At 50.7% G+C, this 17,903-nt stretch carries 25 protein-coding genes and 1 other RNA gene; 7 read left to right on the top strand and 19 right to left on the bottom strand.

The features are described from left to right. Positions 1-59: 59 nt before the first annotated feature. Positions 60-423: a transfer-messenger RNA gene (gene ssrA, locus HVX72_RS05410) on the top strand. A 165-nt stretch (positions 424-588) separates the two neighbouring features. Here the strand turns inward: ssrA and HVX72_RS05405 are convergent. Beyond that, positions 589-1,350: a BRO family protein gene (locus HVX72_RS05405; RefSeq protein ID WP_181822717.1), complete on the bottom strand. Its 762-nt coding sequence runs from the start codon at positions 1,348-1,350 to the stop codon at positions 589-591. A gap of 411 nt (positions 1,351-1,761) precedes the next feature. On the opposite strand from HVX72_RS05405, the gene HVX72_RS05400 reads away from it, so the two are divergent. From HVX72_RS05400 to HVX72_RS05390, 3 genes are read left to right on the top strand one after another with little or no spacing between them, the layout of a single operon-like run. Beyond that, positions 1,762-2,112 (top strand): helix-turn-helix transcriptional regulator, encoded by a 351-nt coding sequence (locus tag HVX72_RS05400; RefSeq protein ID WP_058107919.1) that lies wholly within the window; start codon positions 1,762-1,764, stop codon positions 2,110-2,112. Further along, entirely contained in the window at positions 2,113-2,652 is a 540-nt protein-coding gene (locus HVX72_RS05395; protein WP_241687271.1) for an ImmA/IrrE family metallo-endopeptidase, read from the top strand. It begins immediately after the preceding gene. After that, the gene (locus HVX72_RS05390) at positions 2,639-2,800 is read left to right on the top strand and encodes a hypothetical protein (protein WP_164972480.1); all 162 of its coding nucleotides are present in this window, start codon (positions 2,639-2,641) and stop codon (positions 2,798-2,800) included. Before HVX72_RS05395 ends, HVX72_RS05390 begins: the two co-directional genes overlap by 14 nt. 192 nt (positions 2,801-2,992) lie before the next feature. Here the strand turns inward: HVX72_RS05390 and HVX72_RS05385 are convergent, their stop codons facing one another. Further along, positions 2,993-3,358 carry a S24 family peptidase gene (locus tag HVX72_RS05385; protein ID WP_181822716.1) on the bottom strand — a complete coding sequence of 122 codons (366 nt, stop codon included), beginning with the start codon at positions 3,356-3,358 and terminating at the stop codon, positions 2,993-2,995. Positions 3,359-3,437: 79 nt separating this feature from the next. Between HVX72_RS05385 and HVX72_RS05380 the strand changes: the two genes are divergently transcribed. The 3 genes from HVX72_RS05380 (at position 3,438) to HVX72_RS05370 (ending at position 5,213) form a co-directional block, all read left to right on the top strand. Further along, positions 3,438-3,683, top strand: coding sequence for a DinI family protein (locus HVX72_RS05380; protein ID WP_181822715.1), 246 nt, complete (start codon positions 3,438-3,440; stop codon positions 3,681-3,683). A gap of 217 nt (positions 3,684-3,900) precedes the next feature. Beyond that, positions 3,901-4,080 carry a hypothetical protein gene (locus HVX72_RS05375; protein ID WP_248315972.1) on the top strand — a complete coding sequence of 60 codons (180 nt, stop codon included), beginning with the start codon at positions 3,901-3,903 and terminating at the stop codon, positions 4,078-4,080. A 29-nt stretch (positions 4,081-4,109) separates the two neighbouring features. Further along, the gene (locus tag HVX72_RS05370) at positions 4,110-5,213 is read left to right on the top strand and encodes an acyltransferase (protein WP_181822713.1); all 1,104 of its coding nucleotides are present in this window, start codon (positions 4,110-4,112) and stop codon (positions 5,211-5,213) included. A 40-nt stretch (positions 5,214-5,253) separates the two neighbouring features. Here HVX72_RS05370 and HVX72_RS05365 read toward each other — a convergent pair whose 3' ends face one another. From HVX72_RS05365 to HVX72_RS05285, 17 genes are all read right to left on the bottom strand, one after another. Next, positions 5,254-5,685, bottom strand: coding sequence for a tail fiber assembly protein (locus HVX72_RS05365; protein ID WP_181822712.1), 432 nt, complete (start codon positions 5,683-5,685; stop codon positions 5,254-5,256). 2 nt (positions 5,686-5,687) lie between these two features. Continuing rightward, positions 5,688-7,445, bottom strand: coding sequence for a phage tail protein (locus HVX72_RS05360; protein WP_249418871.1), 1,758 nt, complete (start codon positions 7,443-7,445; stop codon positions 5,688-5,690). Beyond that, positions 7,438-8,001, bottom strand: coding sequence for a phage tail protein I (locus tag HVX72_RS05355; protein ID WP_181822711.1), 564 nt, complete (start codon positions 7,999-8,001; stop codon positions 7,438-7,440). The genes HVX72_RS05360 and HVX72_RS05355 overlap by 8 nt, the downstream gene beginning before the upstream one ends. Next, positions 7,994-8,911, bottom strand: coding sequence for a baseplate J/gp47 family protein (locus HVX72_RS05350; protein ID WP_181822710.1), 918 nt, complete (start codon positions 8,909-8,911; stop codon positions 7,994-7,996). Before HVX72_RS05350 ends, HVX72_RS05355 begins: the two co-directional genes overlap by 8 nt. Next, positions 8,895-9,248 carry a GPW/gp25 family protein gene (locus HVX72_RS05345; RefSeq protein WP_181822709.1) on the bottom strand — a complete coding sequence of 118 codons (354 nt, stop codon included), beginning with the start codon at positions 9,246-9,248 and terminating at the stop codon, positions 8,895-8,897. The genes HVX72_RS05350 and HVX72_RS05345 overlap by 17 nt, the downstream gene beginning before the upstream one ends. Before the next feature lie 38 nt (positions 9,249-9,286). After that, positions 9,287-10,405: a contractile injection system protein, VgrG/Pvc8 family gene (locus tag HVX72_RS05340; RefSeq protein ID WP_181822708.1), complete on the bottom strand. Its 1,119-nt coding sequence runs from the start codon at positions 10,403-10,405 to the stop codon at positions 9,287-9,289. A gap of 1 nt (position 10,406) precedes the next feature. Then, complete coding sequence (locus tag HVX72_RS05335) at positions 10,407-10,622, bottom strand: tail protein X (protein ID WP_181822707.1); 216 nt, start codon at positions 10,620-10,622, stop codon at positions 10,407-10,409. Next, on the bottom strand, positions 10,597-11,067 hold the full coding sequence (locus HVX72_RS05330) for a phage tail protein (RefSeq protein ID WP_181822706.1): 471 nt from the start codon (positions 11,065-11,067) through the stop codon (positions 10,597-10,599). The genes HVX72_RS05335 and HVX72_RS05330 overlap by 26 nt, the downstream gene beginning before the upstream one ends. Further along, positions 11,064-12,881 (bottom strand): hypothetical protein, encoded by a 1,818-nt coding sequence (locus HVX72_RS05325; protein ID WP_181822705.1) that lies wholly within the window; start codon positions 12,879-12,881, stop codon positions 11,064-11,066. The genes HVX72_RS05330 and HVX72_RS05325 overlap by 4 nt, the downstream gene beginning before the upstream one ends. A 114-nt stretch (positions 12,882-12,995) precedes the next feature. Further along, complete coding sequence (locus tag HVX72_RS05320; protein WP_181822704.1) at positions 12,996-13,283, bottom strand: phage tail assembly protein; 288 nt, start codon at positions 13,281-13,283, stop codon at positions 12,996-12,998. 55 nt (positions 13,284-13,338) lie between these two features. Continuing rightward, a complete protein-coding gene (locus HVX72_RS05315) occupies positions 13,339-13,845 on the bottom strand; it encodes a phage major tail tube protein (protein ID WP_181822703.1) in 507 nt (168 codons plus the stop codon). Continuing rightward, the gene (locus HVX72_RS05310) at positions 13,842-15,311 is read right to left on the bottom strand and encodes a phage tail sheath C-terminal domain-containing protein (RefSeq protein ID WP_181822702.1); all 1,470 of its coding nucleotides are present in this window, start codon (positions 15,309-15,311) and stop codon (positions 13,842-13,844) included. Before HVX72_RS05310 ends, HVX72_RS05315 begins: the two co-directional genes overlap by 4 nt. Before the next feature lie 38 nt (positions 15,312-15,349). Beyond that, the gene (locus HVX72_RS05305; protein WP_181822701.1) at positions 15,350-15,967 is read right to left on the bottom strand and encodes a phage baseplate assembly protein V; all 618 of its coding nucleotides are present in this window, start codon (positions 15,965-15,967) and stop codon (positions 15,350-15,352) included. Further along, positions 15,960-16,514, bottom strand: coding sequence for a hypothetical protein (locus HVX72_RS05300; RefSeq protein WP_181822700.1), 555 nt, complete (start codon positions 16,512-16,514; stop codon positions 15,960-15,962). Before HVX72_RS05300 ends, HVX72_RS05305 begins: the two co-directional genes overlap by 8 nt. 8 nt (positions 16,515-16,522) lie before the next feature. After that, the gene (locus tag HVX72_RS05295) at positions 16,523-17,185 is read right to left on the bottom strand and encodes a hypothetical protein (RefSeq protein ID WP_181822699.1); all 663 of its coding nucleotides are present in this window, start codon (positions 17,183-17,185) and stop codon (positions 16,523-16,525) included. Position 17,186: 1 nt separating this feature from the next. Further along, positions 17,187-17,543, bottom strand: coding sequence for a hypothetical protein (locus HVX72_RS05290; protein ID WP_181822698.1), 357 nt, complete (start codon positions 17,541-17,543; stop codon positions 17,187-17,189). Beyond that, a complete protein-coding gene (locus HVX72_RS05285; RefSeq protein ID WP_181822697.1) occupies positions 17,543-17,878 on the bottom strand; it encodes a capsid cement protein in 336 nt (111 codons plus the stop codon). The genes HVX72_RS05290 and HVX72_RS05285 overlap by 1 nt, the downstream gene beginning before the upstream one ends. Positions 17,879-17,903 lie beyond the last annotated feature (25 nt).

Below are 17,903 nucleotides of genomic sequence, written 5' to 3'. Positions count from 1 at the left end.
AGCAAAATGAGGGGCTGGTCACGACTGTCACAAGTCTGTTATACTTATCTTCACACATTGGGGCTGATTCTGGATTCGACGGGATTCGCGAAACCCAAGGTGCATGCCGAGGGGCGGTTGGCCTCGTAAAAAGCCGCAAAAAAATAGTCGCAAACGACGAAAACTACGCTTTAGCAGCTTAATAACCTGCTCAGAGCCCTCTCTCCCTAGCTTCCGCTCTTAAGACGGGGATTAAAGAGAGGTCAAACCCAAAAGAGATCGCGTGGAGGCCCTGCCTGGGGTTGAAACGTTAAAACTAATCAGGCTAGTCTGGTAGTGGCGTGTCCGTCCGCAGGTGCCAGGCGAATGTAAAGACTGACTAAGCATGTAGTACCGAGGATGTAGGAATTTCGGACGCGGGTTCAACTCCCGCCAGCTCCACCAATCATGATTGGACAGTGATAGGACATCGCTAGAAATAACAGGTAGTTAGCAGTCTCAGCAGGACACCGACCAGACGGTGAGGGGACAAAAAAGGATACGCAAAGGAGCCGCGGCTCCCGAGTGATGAAAAAGCCCGCTTATGCGGGCTTTTTTGTACTCATTAACTCAAGGCCGAATTCTTGCCTCGATAACTTTTTGATACAGTGTGATTGCTTCATCAACCAGAGCCAATGGATAGCAAGTGTTGATATTAATCCCTGAAGGACATTTAATCTTCTCGGCACCAGTTTCGCTACGTAGTTTCTCACACCACTGCCAGATCTCCTCGACAGAGTATCCCTCAAGCTCAAGTTCTAACAGGCGTTGCGGAACACTCCTGAATTTTGATAAATCCCTTAAACTTTCTAACGAGTTAACTTTTAGTTCAACCTGGTTTACCCGGCTCTCGAGTTCTTCGCGCCTTTCAATCTCCATCACTAAAGCTTGAACTGTTTGCTGAAGACTATTTGCGAAAGCACTCAGTTCCGAACGCTCCTGCTTGGGAGGGGGCGGATAAATCCCAAACTCGCGAATTGAGGGCAGAACACTATGAAAGAGCCAGCGTTGGAATTTTTTCCCTGCTGCCGTCGTATCTTGAGCAAGGACCCTGTATAAACCTGGCTCAGTGAGGAAAGTTTCAGAAATTGTCTCGCCATCTACAATAAGAGGAACGTTTCTGAATTCATCTGGATCTAGCGTCTTAATTACTGCTTTAAGAACAGTGATAAGACTTTGGGATGTTTTACCATCAAGCTTTCTGTTTTCTGCTGAAAGAGTCTTCAAAACGTCCGAGAGTGAAACAAAAAGTTGTCCTTTTTCGTTCATACTACGAATGTAATTTTCGCCACACTCCCCTTCATAACAAAGTTGTAACAAGTTTTTTTGCACGCTACCCCCTCCTTAGTTTTTTTGATTATACCGTCGGCAGCAAAATTGTCATGGGTATAGTAATAAGTCACATTTTCCTACAAAACTGAAAAATCGTACACTTAGGATGAATTCCCCCTAACCCCGAACTGTTCAAAAACAAATCCACATCACCAACCTCTCCGTTCTTCTTCCCCGGAACTGCTACAAACACAATGCATGGTTCTGAAAGATGGTGGTTGAGAGTGAACTATATGCAGGCACAAAAACCAACGTACATACAATATATAGTTATTTGGGGTTAAGCATTGCACTTTGAGAAAAAAATTTGTAAATTAAGTGCACACGTTGAGCTTAAAAATTTCTACAGATTTTGTTGATTTTGAGTTAGGCTTTCAGTATAAAGTAAGCAGGACTTGTAGGAGGCACAACATGGTAACTAGCTTTGGTAAAGCTCTCAGAAAACTGAGAATAGACCGGGGTATGGTACTCAAGAATATGGCTGATATGTTGGGGGTGAGCTCAGCTTACTTGTCAGCCATTGAATTAGGTAAGCGAGCCATACCTGACTCATTAGTAAATTCAGTAGCTGCTGTATTCGGATTAAGTGGTCAAGAAGCCAGCGACCTTAGGAAACAGGCTGAGATTTCTCAACCATCGCTGAAAGTCGATATGTCCGATGCAGAGGATCAGAATAAAGAATTGATGCTTGTCTTTGCCCGTAAGTTCAAAGATCTGAGTCCTGAACAGCTTGATAAACTCAACAAAATGTTAAAGGACTAGATGATGACTATTGCGAAACGAGAACTTGGCCATCGCGTTTCACCCCTCAGCAATGACATGATTAAATCTTATGCGCAGCGTTTGAGGGATGTTCTTCAGATATCGAATCATACATATCTGAGACTGGATGTATTGCTAGAAGGTCTTATGGCCTCAGAAAGCATCGACCTTGAAATTGTCGAAGATCACGAGTTGCCTAAGCGGTACGCAGTGACTTACCCAGACAAAAACAAGATTGTTTTGCAACAGTCTGTTTATGATGCCCTCTGTAGTGGAGAAAATCATGCACGATTTACTGTTGCACACGAAATTGGTCATCTGATTATGCACCGCAATCAAGGAGCATACGCTCGCAGTAAGAGTAATGGTGGACACAAAATTTATGAGGACAGTGAGTGGCAAGCAGATGTCTTTGCCAGCCATTTCCTTATAGATGCAAGATTAGTCTCTCCAGCGATGAATGCTGAGGACATTAGCATAACATTCGGGGTTAGCTTACAGGCAGCTGAAACGTGGATGAGAAAAAATGTTAAAAGATAACGAAAAAGCCAGCGAACCGCTGTCGCTGGCTTCTCCTATCGTAAGCGAATACGAAAAACTTGGCGGTTGTGAGTATACGCTTACCTTAGGTTTTGTCAACAGCGAAACTTTAAAGGTACCTATACATGAGTATTACAAACGCCAGTAACGAAGAGTATATCACTATTTATCGCCCTTTTATTACTGTAAAGGGTAAGCGAATCTTCGCTCATCAGAAAGGCCTTTCAGCCTTTCCGATCAAGATTCCAGTTTCTAAGTATCGTGGTTAATCTTCATTAAGCAAAGGTCCTGGTTTCCCCCAGGGCCTTTTTTTATTATATAGACGGATAATCATCAAAAACTACGCATTCCTAGCATCATTAATGATGTAGGTGATCACCCCAAATCCTGTAGAAGTCACATTGTAGTCACCCGTTAAGTCTGGTATCTCTTTGCGCTTACCGTTCTCCAGGTTCACCAGATGAGGTCTTGGGTACACACGGAAGCGTTTTATCTTTAGCTCACCATCTAACCTATAGATGAGCAGAGAGCCACCGCAAGGTATCAAGGAACTATCTACCACTAACAAAGCACCATTCATGATGCCTTCTCTCCAGTATGTCTGCCCTGCACTCATGAAGTATGTAGCTGCTGGATGCTCAATAAACTTTTCATCTAGCGATATGTGGCGCTCGACATAGTCAGCTGCCGAAGAGGGAAAGCCCATAGTTAACTCTACTATTGACACTGGATAAAAACACAGTATAAATACTGTGTATCCAACCAGTGGAGTAAGGAAATAAAATATGTTTGTTGAGCTGGTTTATGACAAGCGTAATGTTGAGGGATTGACGGGAGCCAGAGAGATCATCCAGGCTGAACTGACGAAGCGTGTACATCGGATTTTCCCGGATGCAGAAGTGAAGGTGAAGCCGATGCAGGCAAACGGCCTGAATAGCGACGCCAGCAAAAGCGATCGAGAAAAGCTAAACCGTATGCTTGAGGAAATGTTTGAAGAAGCCGATATGTGGCTTGTTACTGAATTCACTTAAGTGCTCAAAATATTTAATTATTTTCTTGACCTATAGCACCGAAAGGGCTAATTTGACTCGCATTATGGCAGCAATGCCCCGTCCTGTATTCCAACAATAAAAAGCTCTTTCGGGAGCTTTTTAAAGGTTACATATGCGCTTGATAAGCAGCTACACTGCACCCACACCGGAAGACCTGCATGAGCTTAAAGCGCGTCTCGGTTACACCGGAAACCAGATGGCTGACCTAGCCGGTGTTGCCAGTAACAGCCAATGGCGCAAGTACACGGGTGGAGAAACTCCCCGCGCAATGTCGCCTCATATCCTCTTTTTCATGGCGGCGCAGTTGGCGTTAAGCGATAAAGAACTTACTGCTGTAATAAACAAAATGAGGGAAATCGGCGCACGTATTGATTAATTTCACTACAGACTGATTGTACATTGGATATGAAATATTTATTAGAATATGGACTCTACTTAGGTTTGTTAATAGCTACTGTCTGGCTAACTTCCAAAATTCTAGGAATAACCCCAGCTAAGCACAAATACGCAGCCCTTGATGGTTTACGTGGAATCTGTGCTGCTTTGGTTGCGGTTTTCCATCTCTACTGGAGAGCCGGCGGTGAGTCAGATGTGTATTGGTCTCTGGATTATATAACCATAAGCCACATCAAAAAATCCATTTATCTTACGGGTGAATTATCGGTTGGTATATTCTTTATGCTTTCAGCGTTTCTGTTCTTTAAAAAAGCGCTGGCATCTGACTTCAATGTTAAGGATTTTGCCATATCCAGATTTGTGAGAATTTACCCGCCAGTAGTCGCTATATTGTTTATAGTATATTTTGCAACTTTGTTAATGCATCCGGACGAGCATACCCCTGTATGGGAATGGTTCCTCCCTTCCCTTCCGTTTCTTTTTAATCCACCGGGTGCAAACATTAACGGTTTTTCTCTGCAGATAGCCACGTCTGGGGTGTTCTGGACACTTGTTTGGGAGTTGCGCTTATACTTTGCAATTCCATTGTTATATTTAATTATGAAAAAAATTAAATATAAAGAAGCATTCATCATTTCTTTAATGTTAATGGTATTGTGTTATAAATACCTTGTTGCTAGCGAGCAGTATTTAAGTTTTATAATGTATTTCCTTTCTGGATTTTTAGCCGCAACAATAAAATACGATAAAAAACCTTCAGATGTGATATGCCTTGTTTTGCTGCTAGCAGCGTTATTTTTTACAAAACATGCGTATAATACTACCACGCCGCTTTATATGTTTATTGTATTCTTTACGATAAAATGTGGTTGTGATTATTTTGGTTTGCTAACCTCATTACCTATTAAAATGCTTGGAACCTGTAGTTTTTCCATTTATTTGGTTCATGGTATTGCACAAACAGTATCGAAACATTACCTATACGATTCAGGATATTATGCCTGGCAAATTTGTGCAATAATAGCAACGGGGATAATGGCACCTTTACTTTATAAGTACGTTGAAAGCCGTTCAATTCGACATACTATAAGAAAAGTACGTCTGGTGAATTAAGCGATGGGATGTGCTACTGTTAACCAGTAGCACAGAATGTTTATCGTGGTTGCTCTGGCCAGTCAACCGGATTAGCTGAAGTATCTGTCACAGCCACTTGTTGCGCATGTAACATCCATTGAATTAAACGCTGTCTGTCTTCGTCACTAATAATCCCTAAGGCAAGTTGAGTTTGCCAAATCTGAGTTTTTTCCCTGATTTCTCTAAGAAGTTCCTCTTTTTTATTTTCAGCAAATTGAATCAGTTCTTGCTTAGTTAACGGAGCGGGTTCAGAAAGTATTGGTTCGCCATACTCATTTGATATTATGAGTTTTCCTTTCATCTGTCCTTCCATAAGGTAGTTATACCATTTCTCTGATATCGCCACAGCATCACTGGGCCACGAGTCTACAACATCATAATCATCTTTTAATGATAATGGGTAGAATGAATTATTGCTTGCACTAAAGTAGTACTTAATTTCCTCTGACATAATTAATATCCTATAGCCATCCAATAAACCCCTCTATTTCTATCAGGGTCATGTGCCGATACACTACATCCAGTACGTGACACATTATATACAAATTGAACAAGGTTCGGAGACCATCCGGGACTACCATCAATATTAATAACTACTGAACAAACTGCAGAGGGAAAGGCAATAGGGAAAGTAATATAAGCATTCCTGTCCCCTGCCTTTTTCACATACCCCCATTGAGTAATTATTCCAGTAGTGGCATCTTTGTGCCAGCCATTGGCTGCTTTAGACGCAGAATTTTTTAATTGATAACGCGCATCTGATTCAGATTTAGTATAAGCCTGACCTGCTGGCGTATAATTCCCTTTTGCCTGATACCGGGCATCAAAATTTCCATAGTTTCCCGGAATCAACTGTCCTGACGGGCATTGAAAATTCCCCTCAACACTCAGAAAAGCCTGGCCATCAGTTCCATTCTCTGTTCGGGCTTTATTAATCATATATATTCCGAACTGGTGATTGCCCAAGCCGCCTAAACAAAAATGACGATCCTGATGTTCCTGCCGAACGATTGCCGACGCTGAGTTAGTGCTCACAATTTGCTGACCTGTAAAACAGCGTTGCTCACGCATGTTAATCCATGAGCCTGACCAATTGGCAACCTGAACAGCATCTCTTATAATGCGCATCGACTGAACATTGTTAGCGATAACCTCCAGAACACCGTCACCATTCTGCTTAAGGCCAGTATCATTGTCACCGAGGGCAATAGAATTGCCGCCCAGAGTGTTATCAGTGCCAAGCCCCAGACCGCCAGATATATTAACGCCATGATTTACTGAAACCTTCCCTGATCTTAGATTGATGGAAAATGGACGTAGTGGGCCGAGTCCACCAGACTCCCCCTGATTTTCTACAGTCGGAATGAAATGAAGAAAATCCTCAGAACGACGCATAATCAGTCCAAATGCGTCGTCATAAATTCTCAGGGCGTCAGTTGCACCTATTTTTAGCTGGCCTGTCATTTCATCGCCGGATCTCTGGACTGCGCCAGCTGCTTTGTCTACCGTTTCCTTCAGTCCAACATTCTGAATAAAAAGCGACTTGTTCGGAATATCAGCCCCATTCCGCTCTTTCGCCAGACGTGCATTCGCGTTATCCATTGCGATTCTTACTGCCTCAGGAGTGGCCCCCTGCGTTTCACTGGTACTGTTAACAGCGCTGTTGAGCTGCACCAGCCCTTTTCGCTGGGTCGTTGCATCAAGAATACCAATCGACTCCCGGGCTTCTCGCTGCGAATCATCGCCACGCGCTTTAATTTCTTTCAGGTTTTGATCGATACGCAGGAACAGACCATCGCCCGTGGCCACATTCAGGGTTATGTTTGAAGTGTCGGATACTGCCAGGCGAAACTGCATGTTTACACTGACACCGCCAACAGGTTTGTCGATAGCTGGACAGTTCGCAACAGCATAAAGTTCACCTGCATCTGTCAGCAGACCGACCTCACGCACCGTAAAGCCCCCCATTCCTGTGGGTAGGATAATTTTCGCCATTAACTGTGTTGATTGATCCGGGGATACAATCAATTCAGCGATAACTCCCCGGAAGGTTTCATTCACCAGCCTGATTTGCTTCGGATCGGGTTTGATCTGCTGGCCGTTACTGTCACCCACTACAAACTGCGTCAGTACAATCGGACGACCGCTGGCAAGGGCCTCTGCTTCCAGTTCCTTGCCCCGGTTGGTGATAATAGAATAATAATCAGCCATGAGATCCCCCGGCAAAAATGTCTACGTCAATATGCGCCGTCGTCGCGCCAGAAATATAAAAGGCCCCGTCCATCCCAACTTTAGCGAGCACATCGATCTTGCTCAGATAACTGCGCAAATTCTTTGCCCTGTCGGTCAGTTGACGGATTTGATGGTAGAGCGAATCGCTGACACCCTGGCTGCTCTGCACTTCAATACGGAAGGTATATGGTGCTGCACGTGGAGTATCCTCCCACCACTCCACAACTGTGGTCGGTAGATCGATTGATCCCAGTGAACGCCTGACAGCGCCAGCAGTACCGCGGTGCTGGTGAACATAGGGCGCATCTTTTATCACCTGCCGCTTCTGCGCCTCTGTCCAGCTGTCGTCCCAGAAATCAACAGCGCTTTCCCATGCCAGCCACGGAAGAAGATGTGCCGGGCAGTCGTCGGCATTCTTCACCTTGCGCACCATATCGGTATCCAGTGACATGATCAGTTCCGTTGCGGCCTGCTCCTGCGCCCGTTCTTCCCTGAAAGCACTGGGCGGCAACAGGGAGCGAAATTTCTCAGCCATTACCACTTTCCTCCTCTCGCGTAACATTAATCGCGGTACACCACGGTGCTTTGCCGGCTTCGGCTTCCAGATCTGCAACCGGGGAAATCAGTTTCACCCTTACAACACCGGCCTGCTGCAGCGCAGCATAGATTGCTGAAAGAGGGATGACGGCTTTTATTCGGTGAGAAAGGATGGTGTATGCCTGTAAAACATCAGTCGCATTCTTCAGCACCGTCTGCGCGTCCGGTCCGTCCGGTATTTGAAGTCTGGCGGTCACTTCATACCTGACGATCTCTGCACTTTTAACTGTCACATAATCAGTTAACGGGCGGACTTCATCAGCGTTCAGATTGCGTCTGACAGCTTCCAACAGCGTTTCCCCCGCCGTACCGTCCCCTTTTCGCGACAGAACGTAGATATCTACTTCGCCGGGGCGATTGTGGGTTTCCGGACCATAGGCATCCGAGTCCAGCACATCGGTGTCTGCTGATTTGGCATGGAAGCGGTATGCGTTTCGCGCACCGGCGGTGTTTAGCTGCGCCCATGAAAGCTGGATGCGCTCACGGAAAGCGTCATCGTCTTCATAGACAGGATCGACGGGTGGCACGGCATTCGGATCACCCGGCGTAATAACAAGCCGTTTAACATTAAACGCCGCACCGAGTTGATCGAGATCGTCACCTTTTGAACTTGCAAGAAATACTGCCCGGACAGCGTCATTAACACGCTGGAAAGCCAGCATTAACTGATAAGCTGTTATCTCTCCCTGTTTGTAGGTCGGATCCGATTCCACCAGCGCATCAAATGCCGGATCCAGTTCGCGCAGGCGCGACAGCCAGCGGGTAAAAATATCTGCGGCATCCGGTACCACTATGGCATCCGGTACCGCCAGGGCGGACAGGTTAATCACGTCATAGCTGCTTGCCATAAATCGGTATGCCTCCGGTGCTGACAGGAAGATTGTTTTCTTTGTTAATCCCTTCGATATCCACCACACACCCCGTTTCATCTGCCGGGAAAGAGACGGCCACGCGCGTGACCTTTAACCGGGGTTCCCAGCGCGCCAGCGCCGAGGCGGTCGCTGCGATAATGCGCAGCCTGGTCAGGTCATCACGGGGGTTGTCTACCAGTAAAAACAGGTTGCTGCCATAATCACGGACCAGCAGACGGCTGCCGACGGGCGTGGAGAGGATGTCGCTGACCGACTGACGCAAATGGTCAATACCGGACAGGCGTTTACCCGTCCGGCTGTTTACGCCGTTCATAGTATTTTTCCGTATCGGGTCCGCCGGGTGGCGGAACGTTAGCCGAAGTAATCCGGGCCGGTTTTATCCTTGTTGCCGGATTTTTTAGAGAATTTTGCAGGTTTGCGAATATCAACCACCAGGTTATATGTGTAGCTGAATCCGGCAGGCGTCAGGGAATACACCAGCGATTCCACCACCCAGGTACGATCCTCCCGCTCACCAAAACCGGAGGTAGACACTCCAGATTCTGCCGTGAGAGGAACATGCTTAGGGCGACACGGGCCAGAAACTGTCATTTTCTGTTCATTGCGTAGGGCCTGTGTCTTTTTTGATTTAGCCTGCTGGTCAGCCGTGGCCTTCACCGGCTGGGTATAGGGATTAGCCATCGAGGGACCATCATGGTCAACCGTGGTGGTTTTGGTCTTCCCATCCGCTTCATCGTAATACCGCACACCGATTTTGCCCGATGACTTACCACCACTGCCGGTAGCTTTCCCCGTAGAACTTCCCCGTTCCCCCTCACTGTATGACCAGTTCGATACTTCATCCGGGGTGATGACCAGCGCATCAGTTTGCCTGCCAGAGGCGTTCGCCGTAGCGCCTTGCCTGAGAAACAACCAGTAGCCGCCGGAGGGTTTGCTTACAGCGTTCCATGTCCTGGCAAGGCGGGTCAGCAGATTGGCGTCGGATTCTGCCACCTGGTCGATATGATCGATATGAATATCAGCAAGCTCTGAGGCCACTTTGGGCTTCAGCCCGTTTTCAGTAGCAACGGTCTTGACCAGATCCGCCAGCCGCAGATTATCCCAGCTGCGCGTTTTATGGCTGAGCACATCGCCTGGCTGTTTCTGCGCGTTCATCGGCGCCGCGGTGGCATATATCTCGATACGACGTGGCGGGCCGCTGCTGCCAACACCGGACACCACGAACCAGCCCTTATCCACTAACTGGTCGTTAAAGCCCAGCGCGACACTTAGCCGTGCCCCTTTTGTCGGCAGGGACAGCGTTTCCGACAGAAGAGTGATTTTCAGCTCATCCGCCTTTGCCGTGGAGCCGCCGTAATCGGTGAGTGTCAGCTCCGTTAGGCTTTGCTGTAGCGCGCGGGTAATGTCTTTCCCTTCGGCGCTAACACTGTATGCGGGCGCATATTCTGGTTTAACAATCTGTTCGGTCATTTTAATCCCACAGGCTGAATGCAGATTCCTGAACGGGCGGAGACATATCCGGCAATGTGATAAGCAGACCTGACGGATAAACTGCCCCGCGGTCAGCCAGCCCCGGATTCGCTTCCAGTACCTGCGTCACAATATAAGAGAGGTTTTCCGTGCCGTAACGCGCTGCACAAATCGCATCCAGCACATCACCGTCACGGGTTTGATATATCGTCTGCATAATGTTTCAGCGTCATCGTCCAGTTTTTGTTACGGTGGCCGCCGCCTGGCAGAAAACGGCTGGTTGTATCGGAGAAGTCGATTACCACCCACCAGCCCAGCACATCGCCTTCGCCACTGACCAGTTGCTGTGGCTTTTTCTGATCGGCGAGGTCGTAGAGATCATTAACAGCATCCACCCCCTTACGGAAGAAAGCATGCGATTCCCCCTCGAGCCGGACGGTTCGCCCCGGCTTGCCGGTATACTGAAGTAAGTCCTGTTTGCCGATCCGCTCCTGCTCGCTCCATCGCCAGCTGGCCTCGCGGGTCAGTTGGTTGTAAGCCGTGGTATCGATGGAAAAGGCAAAGTCACCCAGCATCATCATCACCCTGGCCGCCTGCGCGCCACGAACAGCGCTGGATCCGGACTGCCCAAAATCTTCAAAGACAGGTATGATTTCACTCACCAGATTTGCCCTCCGTCCAGCATACTGCTGTCACCCGTAAATGCCGGGTTGCTTTTCGTCACTGCTCCCACCTCATCAGCAATTACCCGTTCGTCCTGTCCTGGCGCACCGTAAATTTCAAACCGGTATTCAAACTTACGGTTATCGGTAAGTTGCCGCTGTGGGGGGTGTTTATCAGCCATATCTAATCGCTGTAACAGTGTGTCCCAATTATCTGCTCCAGTCTGTCCCTGTTCATGGCTCGTCTGCCCGGCTATCCCTGCAGAGACAGGCCAAGCCAGGTTGACACTTATGGCCGATGGGGCGGATGACACTGCAGTCAGCGCACCATTCTCCCGGAAACCTGCCCCGCCCCCCGTCTGCGTGCCGGGTTGCTGACGGTTGCCCTGCAGTGAGGTGTTCCAGTCAAACTGTGTACCGCTGTTCTCCGGCGTCACATACTTATCGAGTGTGGAATTGAACGTCTCCTCGTCGTCACGGAAAAAGCCTCGCGTATCGCGATACGATTTTTTCACATCATCCGGCAGATCCGGTTTTTCCTTAAGCTGCTGCTCAAACCATTCGCCCTGACCGTTACGCTGTGCGGTGATACGGGCAATATCGACTGAGCCTGTCATTGCCAGTGATTTGAGCACGTCCCGTTGATCGCCTCGCTCATCCGGTAGTAGCCAGGAAAGTTTTTTCGCGAGCGCGTAAGCGACCTTCCCGACAAAAACAACTCCCTGCCCGAAGGTCAGTACCCCAGGGTAAAGATCATTACGCAGGAAACTGACAATGCGCTTAATCCCACCGCCCTTAAACCACTCTGCCAGATCGTCGGTCAGTCGGCGGATGTCCGGGGCCAGTTCGTTCCCCAGTTGTCCCGAAATCTCTGCAACTGCGGAGGAGAAGACAGTGCGCAGGTTCGTGACGGCGCGGTTGCCCGCCATCGCCCCTTCGGCGCCCTCTTTCGTGACGAGGTTATACCGCCGCTGCTCGTCCATCAGGTCGCGGTAACTTTTCCCGGATTGTTTCAGGAGCATCAGCAGTTTGCTGGCCTCACCGCCAAACAGCGAATCCAGTGCAAATGAGGCTTTCGACTCATCCTGCAGGCTGAGCGCACGCTCGACAATTTTTTCAAACTGCGCCATATCGCTTAGCCCGGCCAAATCACCCGCCTTAAATCCCAGTGTCTCAAACGCATCCTGCAGTGAACCCTGCTTGCCGTTCTGCTTGTACTCCCCCGCTTTATGGAGGTACTCCTCGAACAGGTCGCCTATATTCTCCCCATTCATGTCGTACTGTTTCGCGAGCGTGTCCCAGGCATCAAACGTCGGAATATCAACGCCATAACTTTTTGCCACACCTGCGCGCCGGGCCGTTTCCGCGTTGGTGGCTGCCGGGGCGATCAGGGTACCCAGTGCGGAGGCCACCACGCCCCCGCCCCCAATCGCCAGCCCCGGCGCCACCATGCCGCCCAGTTGTCCGGCGATACCCAGACCGCGGCGAAACAGCCCTTTCCCGGCGCCTGTGAACGCCGCCAGGCGCTGTGCCTTTTGCATCTGCTGGTTCAGCTTCTGCTGTTCGGACTCCGTTTTACGGATTTCACGGGACACTTCACTGTAACGGCGTTTCAGATCGCCCAGGCTTTGCCCTGACAGCTTTGCTTTCTTAATCTCCGCCGCCAGCTTCGCCTGGTCTTTGGACAGTTTTTCTGATTGCTTCCCGACGTCCTTCAGGCTTTTTTGCAGACCGTTCGCTGAACGGTTCCAGGTACTGTCGATATTGCCGCCAAAGGTAATGACGGCCTTAAGATTCTGGCTTAATCCGGCCACGATTTACCGCCTCCACTTCGTCGGTGAGAAAATCAGAAAACACGCTGAATGGCATGTCCAGGTATTCCGTCATGGGGAAATGCAGACGCCGCCCCAGAAAGCGTATCGCCCGCCTCAGACCTCTTTCGGACGCTCCGCGGGCGGGAGCATAAAAACATTAAAAGCATCCAGCAGTTGCGCATAATCCGCCGCGGTCAGTTGCCATATATCCTGTTCGCTGATATTGCAGAGGAGCGCAATCATGCGTGCTTCTTTTTCTTCTTCGCTGCCGCGGTCTTTAGAAAAAGCGATACGGTCACGTACCAGCGGCTCGCGCAGAATCACCTGTTCAAGAAGATCACCGTTTTCAAGCTGAACGGGCGAATAAAGTTTGATGACGCGGGTTTCACCGGGAAAGCTCATAAAAACTCCTTAAAGTAAAAACGGCCCACAGGCCGTTGGTAGTATGAGGGATAAATCAGAGGCGAACTTTTGCCGCCAGACCAGAAAGCACGTCCACGCCGTTCACCCGGCGCGCAAAGCGCTCAGTATCAATGGCAAAGAGTTCACGGCCATCTTTGGTCTGACGGTAATAGCTCACAGCAATATCAACTGTGATGGCGTTTTCAGACAAATTGTCCTTCCCGCGCGCATCCGGCGTAACCGTTTGCACAAAACCTTCAATTTCCTCGATAGTACCGAGCGCGGTACCGTTCGCCAGGTAGCCCTGATACGCCGTAAAGCGTGGGCGACTGCCGCTGACAAAACCGAACGCTGTCAGCATGTCCGTATCGATGCCGTAAAACTTGACCTGGCACGTCAGGGCCTCCATTCCGTCATCAACGGGCGTCGGTGCATCCTGCGCGCCGGTACGAAGATCTGTTTTAACGACTGCCAACGACGGCGGCGTAAACTCATGCGCCCCCTGAATGCGGATCCCCTGCCGGAAGAAGGTCCAGACGCGTAATGTGTTTTTTTCGCTCATGCTGCCAGCATCTCCTCAAGCGCATAGTTGTTATTCACCCGGACGCGCAGGCTGATAAGCTCAGTCGGCGATTTCGGACCAAAGTCATAGTTGATGTACAGGACACCTGCCGCCATGCTTTCTGCGGTATTCAACTCTTCATCCAGCCAGGCGCGACCGCCGAATATGGCACCGAGTCCAATCAGCTGCCGCATATAGGCATTGATGGTGCCGATAATGTCGTCGGCGTTTTCCCGGTCCAGCGGGCGGTCAACGTATTCCAGCATTGTTTCCTGTATGCTGTCCTCGATGACGTCAGCAGTGCGGCGAACCGATTCAAAGCGCCACTGCGGGTTGGTACCACACAGACGGTTGCCCCAGTGCTTAAACCCGGCACGACGGATAATGGTGGACACGTTCTGCATGTTGAGCAGGTTCGCGTCGCAGTTTTCATCGCCGAGAATAAACTCGTCGATCTGCTCCACGCCGAGGATATTGTTGATGTCCTGGTTGGATTTGCTCCACCACCATCCCTTCTCAAAGTCGATGCGCGCACGCAGCCCGGCAGCAAATGCCGAATACGGGCGGTAGACCAGCTGGCCATCAGCGTTGCTGACCTGCACGCGCGGACGCAGCAGCTCGGTGCGGGCACCATATGACTGGCGGCGCTGCACCACTTCCTGCAGCGTGGCGCCGGACTCACAGTCAACATACGCCACAGCCCGCAGCTTGCCAGCAACGGTTTCCAGCGCCTTGCCCACCGCATCATCCTCACTGAATCCCGGCGCGATGACGATACGAGGCTGATACGTTGTCACGGATTTTGCAGATGAAAGCTTGCCTGTCCCGGCCAGTACCGCAGCACGTTGTTTAGTCGCATCCGATTCTTCTGCCACACGCACCACCACAGTCAGGGCGTTACGCTGATCATTGATTTCCGTCAGCGCCTGCTTAAGCGTGCCTTTGTCCCCAAGGCGAGAGAGCATCGTCGTGCCTGCGATCGCCACCGGCGTATTCAGCGGAAAAGGTTCATCTTCACCACCAGCCAACTGGATACTGAACGGTGTGACAATACCGCTGCCGCTTCCTTGTGCGGTCACTTTCACATCAGCCAGTGCGCCCACCGCAGTGACAATCTCTGCAGGTGTTGCCGTCAGTTTTCCCGTATCATCACAGCCTAACGTGATGGTCAGCGTTAATGCCGTAGCATCCCAGACCGCAGATGTGTCCACCCTGGCTGGATTTTCCGCATCCGGGATCCCGGCTACAGCCTCAATCACCACAACGTTGCCTGACCTGCCCGCGATCGTCGCGGCAAAGTCCACAACGTTATCCATAATAGGGGTTCCGGTGGTGGCACTTGCCGGGGAACCGGCTGACGCATCCGGAGCAGTCCCCACCAGGCCGATAATCGCGGTCTGGATGGTGGTGACCGCCACAGTCCCTGAGGTTAGTTCTATTGTTTCAACGCCATGTAACTGAGACATGTTTTTTCTCCAGGCATAAAAAAACCTGCCGTAGCAGGTCACATTTTCTGATTAGGTTGCTTAGTGGTTCCGCCACTGTCTCCGGGGTGGTCGTGACTGTTAAAGGTTTTCCGGATCCCGCTCATACTGCCGGTTTTATCCGTAATTTCCTGAGAGGCGCCGATGTTACCTTTCACAGCGGTATCGGCGTTTATCTGCGTTTTTCCCTGTACCGTCAGGGTATCGGTGATCTCCACCGGGCCGTCCAGCGTACCTTTGCCAATGATTTTGTAGGTACCGTTCTCCGCCACGGTGATGGTCAGAGCATGCTCGGCACGGTCATACCGGATTTCGGTACCATCGCCGTAGCGTGTGATATGTTCACTGTTACTGCCCTCCGGTACCGGCAGCCCGCCGGTATTCCAGCCGGGAAACACCCGGCCATTGTTGAGCTCGCCAGCCTCAGACAGTACTGTCACAGCATCCCCAACCGCGTACGGATTGGAGTCTGCCCGGTTCATACCAGAAAAGCCCTGGCAGAGAGGCAGCCAGCCGGTGATGTTGTCGCCCAGATCAACCCGGCATTTAGGGATCCGGTCATGCGTGACAGAATGAATGACGCCGCGCCGTACAATATTCGCCAGCCGGCGCTGTAAATCTCCTTCAATATCATTCATCAGGCTCAGCCTCATAAATCAGTCGGTAGTCATCAACATGTGCGCTGCCAATGTCCGGCGCCTTGCCGAGCCACGCCTGTTTGAGCGGTGCGTTCATCTGAGCAAACGGATCCGCACCAAAGGCGGCGGCCTGTGTGTACGAAATGCGCCAGACAAGGTAATCATCCATTCGTGGGTCAAACTCATCGCGCGCAGCGTCGATAAAAATGGCAGGCTCCAGATTTGTCAGGCCAAATTGCTGGCCATCAATCCACTGCGTAATGTCCGCAGCCGCAGTACGCAGAAAAATTTCCGGGCGGCTGACACCGTGGCCGGCGGCATCCACTACCACGAACAAATCACAGGACAGGTTTACGTTGAGTTGCCCTTCATTACCGCCCCCCTGCTCCCAGCCATTAATGGAAAAATACACCGCAGGTGTGGACAGCCCGGAAAAGCGCGGTATGTTTTTTTCCGGATAGGCATCGGCGTCGCGCACCCACGCAATTTCTTTCAGCGCGCTGGTGACGGCATCGTGATATTGCCCCAGCAATAAAGGCTCGGCCATAAGCCACCTCAGACAGATATACGGGCTTTCACTCGCCCGCGCAGATCAGTTTCAAAGTGATGCATAAATATCTCCATCGCCTCCGCAAACGCGTTGTCCTCGATGTAGTTCAGCATCGGCTCATATATGTCGACTTCCGCTTCGCGGGTGCGGCGGGTGTCTGGATCACGGATTACCACCGTTCTCCTGTTTTCCCGTCGGGAGCGCGCCACTTCTCCGTTTTCATATGTGCACGGGGAAAGCAGACTGCCCTTAGGCGTAAATCCGGCGTTTTCCGCCTGGCGCCGCGCCTTAATAAAACGCCCTGTGGATTTATCCCGCCGGGTGTGATGAGGCCTGACACGCCCGTTAATGCGTCCTTTAAGGTCTTTAACTTTGATGGCGTTGAGGCCAAACCACAGACGAAAATTATCCAGCTTTGACTGAGAGGCGCGATCGAGACGAAAGGAAAGAAGACGGCGACGCACCAGATCAAGACTGCGTGGTGCCAGGCCGCTTTTCAGATCAGCTACCGCTTGTTTGCGGAGCGTCGTTGCCGTTCTGGTCAGGGCGCGGGAATACGCGGCCCGGAATTGTTTATGGGTGGCCCCGATGTGCTCCGCTATCCGCCAGATGGCATCCACATCGATATCGACAGGCAAATCCCGTCGCAGTCTGGACTCACGCGCCATATCAGCTCCACTTATTGATAGCCGGCTGCACCTTACCCGGTGCGCCATACGCCAGTGTGACGCGGGTACGGCCTTCTTCATCAGCCCCGACATGCGTCACACGATAAGCCGTACCGTTGATCTCCACACCGTGATGCTTCTCAAGTCCCGCGATATCGGAGGTCATTGCGCTGAATGCCGGAGAACGATCCTGAATTTGCCCCCCGCCCGGAACATCTACCGGGGCATCAGGCGTCTCGAAAATCACGTTAACAGGACGCAACTCAGCGTCGATAGACAGGACGGCAGGCACCTCTTCGGCAAATGCCCGGGAGATCCGGACATCCGCGTTTAACAGGCGTTGACGAAAGCGGTTCATCAGTAACCCAGCCGGACCGGAACAGATTCTGCATCCGCCGCCGCAGCAGCCCAAGCTGTACCCGCCAGAGGGTTCGGTGCTGCCTCCTCCCCCGCTTCCGCAGTCAGTTTACCATCAGCCAGATACAGCTTCTGGCCGACAGTGACCGCTTCCGCTGCCTTTGGCAGAACGAACACGCCCGTGGTATGCAGCACGCCCCACAGCCCTGCCGGGATGTCATCGTGAGCGACGCCCACCAGTGCCCCTGAAAGCACGGCATCGCCTGAGTGAATATCGGTCGCACCGGTATTCTGAAAATCGAGGGTGTTGCCGTCCTGCTGATAGTTATTCGACATGTTTTTTCTCCATAAGAGGATAAGG

The organism is Citrobacter sp. RHB21-C05 (assembly GCF_013889015.1).
Classification (GTDB): Bacteria; Pseudomonadota; Gammaproteobacteria; order Enterobacterales; family Enterobacteriaceae; genus Citrobacter_A; species Citrobacter_A sedlakii.
The sequence above is the reverse complement of the archived record's forward strand: the minus strand, read 5'-3'. Positions and strand labels throughout refer to the sequence as shown.

Excerpts from the sequence above, each read along its gene's own strand:
- HVX72_RS05305 (WP_181822701.1), bottom strand. The coding sequence starts at position 15,967 with ATGAATGATATTGAAGGAGATTTACAGCGCCGGCTGGCGAATATTGTA.
- HVX72_RS05385 (WP_181822716.1), bottom strand. The coding sequence starts at position 3,358 with ATGGGCTTTCCCTCTTCGGCAGCTGACTATGTCGAGCGCCACATATCG.
- HVX72_RS05315 (WP_181822703.1), bottom strand. The coding sequence starts at position 13,845 with ATGAGCGAAAAAAACACATTACGCGTCTGGACCTTCTTCCGGCAGGGG.
- HVX72_RS05320 (WP_181822704.1), bottom strand. The coding sequence starts at position 13,283 with ATGAGCTTTCCCGGTGAAACCCGCGTCATCAAACTTTATTCGCCCGTT.
- HVX72_RS05290 (WP_181822698.1), bottom strand. The coding sequence starts at position 17,543 with ATGAACCGCTTTCGTCAACGCCTGTTAAACGCGGATGTCCGGATCTCC.
- HVX72_RS05370 (WP_181822713.1), top strand. The coding sequence starts at position 4,110 with ATGAAATATTTATTAGAATATGGACTCTACTTAGGTTTGTTAATAGCT.
- HVX72_RS05380 (WP_181822715.1), top strand. The coding sequence starts at position 3,438 with ATGTTTGTTGAGCTGGTTTATGACAAGCGTAATGTTGAGGGATTGACG.
- HVX72_RS05335 (WP_181822707.1), bottom strand. The coding sequence starts at position 10,622 with ATGCAGACGATATATCAAACCCGTGACGGTGATGTGCTGGATGCGATT.
- HVX72_RS05340 (WP_181822708.1), bottom strand. The coding sequence starts at position 10,405 with ATGACCGAACAGATTGTTAAACCAGAATATGCGCCCGCATACAGTGTT.
- HVX72_RS05360 (WP_249418871.1), bottom strand. The coding sequence starts at position 7,445 with ATGGCTGATTATTATTCTATTATCACCAACCGGGGCAAGGAACTGGAA.
- HVX72_RS05285 (WP_181822697.1), bottom strand. The coding sequence starts at position 17,878 with ATGTCGAATAACTATCAGCAGGACGGCAACACCCTCGATTTTCAGAAT.
- HVX72_RS05345 (WP_181822709.1), bottom strand. The coding sequence starts at position 9,248 with ATGAACGGCGTAAACAGCCGGACGGGTAAACGCCTGTCCGGTATTGAC.
- HVX72_RS05295 (WP_181822699.1), bottom strand. The coding sequence starts at position 17,185 with ATGGCGCGTGAGTCCAGACTGCGACGGGATTTGCCTGTCGATATCGAT.
- HVX72_RS05400 (WP_058107919.1), top strand. The coding sequence starts at position 1,762 with ATGGTAACTAGCTTTGGTAAAGCTCTCAGAAAACTGAGAATAGACCGG.
- HVX72_RS05375 (WP_248315972.1), top strand. The coding sequence starts at position 3,901 with ATGGCTGACCTAGCCGGTGTTGCCAGTAACAGCCAATGGCGCAAGTAC.
- HVX72_RS05350 (WP_181822710.1), bottom strand. The coding sequence starts at position 8,911 with ATGGCAAGCAGCTATGACGTGATTAACCTGTCCGCCCTGGCGGTACCG.
- HVX72_RS05355 (WP_181822711.1), bottom strand. The coding sequence starts at position 8,001 with ATGGCTGAGAAATTTCGCTCCCTGTTGCCGCCCAGTGCTTTCAGGGAA.
- HVX72_RS05310 (WP_181822702.1), bottom strand. The coding sequence starts at position 15,311 with ATGTCTCAGTTACATGGCGTTGAAACAATAGAACTAACCTCAGGGACT.
- HVX72_RS05300 (WP_181822700.1), bottom strand. The coding sequence starts at position 16,514 with ATGGCCGAGCCTTTATTGCTGGGGCAATATCACGATGCCGTCACCAGC.
- HVX72_RS05365 (WP_181822712.1), bottom strand. The coding sequence starts at position 5,685 with ATGTCAGAGGAAATTAAGTACTACTTTAGTGCAAGCAATAATTCATTC.
- HVX72_RS05390 (WP_164972480.1), top strand. The coding sequence starts at position 2,639 with ATGTTAAAAGATAACGAAAAAGCCAGCGAACCGCTGTCGCTGGCTTCT.
- HVX72_RS05395 (WP_241687271.1), top strand. The coding sequence starts at position 2,113 with ATGATGACTATTGCGAAACGAGAACTTGGCCATCGCGTTTCACCCCTC.